We start from the raw sequence: 1,543 nt of genomic DNA, 5'->3' as shown, positions 1-1,543 counted from the left end.
TGTGAGTTTCGTTTCAACTATGGGACACCATCTCAACAGCTCAAAATCCTGCGGAAATGGTGTCAGATTTAACGCTAATCTACTTCAGCCCCTAAGGATTTAATTTAAAGATAAAAATAATGCATATTCATAACAAAAAATATAAAATGTGGCAGAAAAATGATATTACCTGGAGGAACTATGTTAACGATAAAAGATATTCAACAAGAGCTGTTCGGCGGTTGGACAAAATTTGAGGCTTTCTGGCTAGTGCTTTTTGTTGCATTACAAATTGGTACTTATGTTTATCAACCTGATTCGCTACTGGCAATGATCTCCGGTATCGCCGGTATTTTATGCGTGGTCTTTGTTGGGAAAGGCAAAATCAGTAATTACCTTTTCGGTTTAATTTTTGCTTATACCTATTTCTATGTTGCTTGGGATAATAAATTTTATGGCGAAATGACAACTACGCTCTACGTTTATATTCCGGCACAATTTATCGGTTATTTTTTATGGAAAGCCAATATGCAGAAAGATGGTGAAGGTGAAAGCGTCGTTGCTAAGGCATTGAATTTTAAAGGTTGGATCGTCACCATTGCAGCAATCGCTATCTGTTCTTTGCTCTTCATCTCCTATTTAAAAACCACTGACGGCAATTCTGTATCGCTAGACGGCGTTACCACCGTAATGGTAATCGCAGCACAATTATTAATGCTATTACGTTATCGCGAACAGTGGGTATTATGGATTATTATTAATGTCCTTTCGATTGCCTTATGGGCGGATACTGCAGCAATGTATATTATGTATGCCGCTTATTTATTAAATTCCCTTTACGGTTATTACAACTGGACTAAACTTGCCAAACCGGCAAATGCTTAAAACATTCCTTTAATAAGAAACTCCGCACTTTTATCAAAATCAGTGCGGAGTTTTTCTTTAAAAATGTATTGAAACCTTGATAACATCTGAAAATTATTTTTCCATCAGAAAGTTTATTAACCCTACGCCTCTTCTTATCACTTCTTGTTTTTTAACAATACGATATCCACGCTGTTTAAAAAATGCTTTAGCTGTAATAGACGTAGCTGTCGTAATTTTCATATTTTTGATGGACTGTTCCAATTCATTACATATTGCAGAGGCAATACCTTTTCTCTGATGATCTTTATGAACAAACAATCTATCTAAGTATCCTGTCTTATCAATATCGCCAAAACCAACGATTTCATCATTATCAATAGCAACAATTGTATAATTTTTTAAAAAAGATTCATTCCATTCCAATGAATTTATATTATCCGGTGCCCAGGCAGTTAACTGCTCTTTTGTATAATCTTTCGCATTAACAGTATGAACTGTCTGATAAAATAGCTTTATCAACTTCTCACAATCAGAAGTAATATATGCTCTAAGTTGTAACATCAGCTTAAATACCTAAAAAATAGAATAGTTAAATAAAATGCAAAAAAACGCTAACCTTTCGGTTAGCGTTTCTTCCTCTAAATAAAAAACCTGGCAGTGACCTACTCTCACATGGGGAATCCCCACACTACCATCG

2 protein-coding genes and 1 pseudogene are annotated in these 1,543 nt (G+C 35.0%); 2 read left to right on the top strand and 1 reads right to left on the bottom strand.

Translation table 11 applies throughout. The annotated features are described in order from the left end of the window. Positions 1-72 (top strand): annotated as a pseudogene (locus A3EO_RS13435) (IS1595 family transposase); the annotation flags it as partial. 108 nt (positions 73-180) lie between these two features. Further along, positions 181-864: a nicotinamide riboside transporter PnuC gene (gene pnuC, locus A3EO_RS0112485; protein ID WP_013745902.1), complete on the top strand. Its 684-nt coding sequence runs from the start codon at positions 181-183 to the stop codon at positions 862-864. A 93-nt stretch (positions 865-957) separates the two neighbouring features. Here pnuC and A3EO_RS0112480 read toward each other — a convergent pair whose 3' ends face one another. Further along, on the bottom strand, positions 958-1,407 hold the full coding sequence (locus A3EO_RS0112480) for a GNAT family N-acetyltransferase (protein ID WP_018347400.1): 450 nt from the start codon (positions 1,405-1,407) through the stop codon (positions 958-960). Between the last annotated feature and the right edge of the window lie 136 nt (positions 1,408-1,543).

The sequence above is a fragment of the Gallibacterium anatis DSM 16844 = F 149 genome, assembly GCF_000379785.1.
Lineage (GTDB): Bacteria > Pseudomonadota > Gammaproteobacteria > Enterobacterales > Pasteurellaceae > Gallibacterium > Gallibacterium anatis.
Note: the sequence above shows the minus strand (reverse complement) of the source record. Positions and strands in the feature narration are given on the sequence as shown.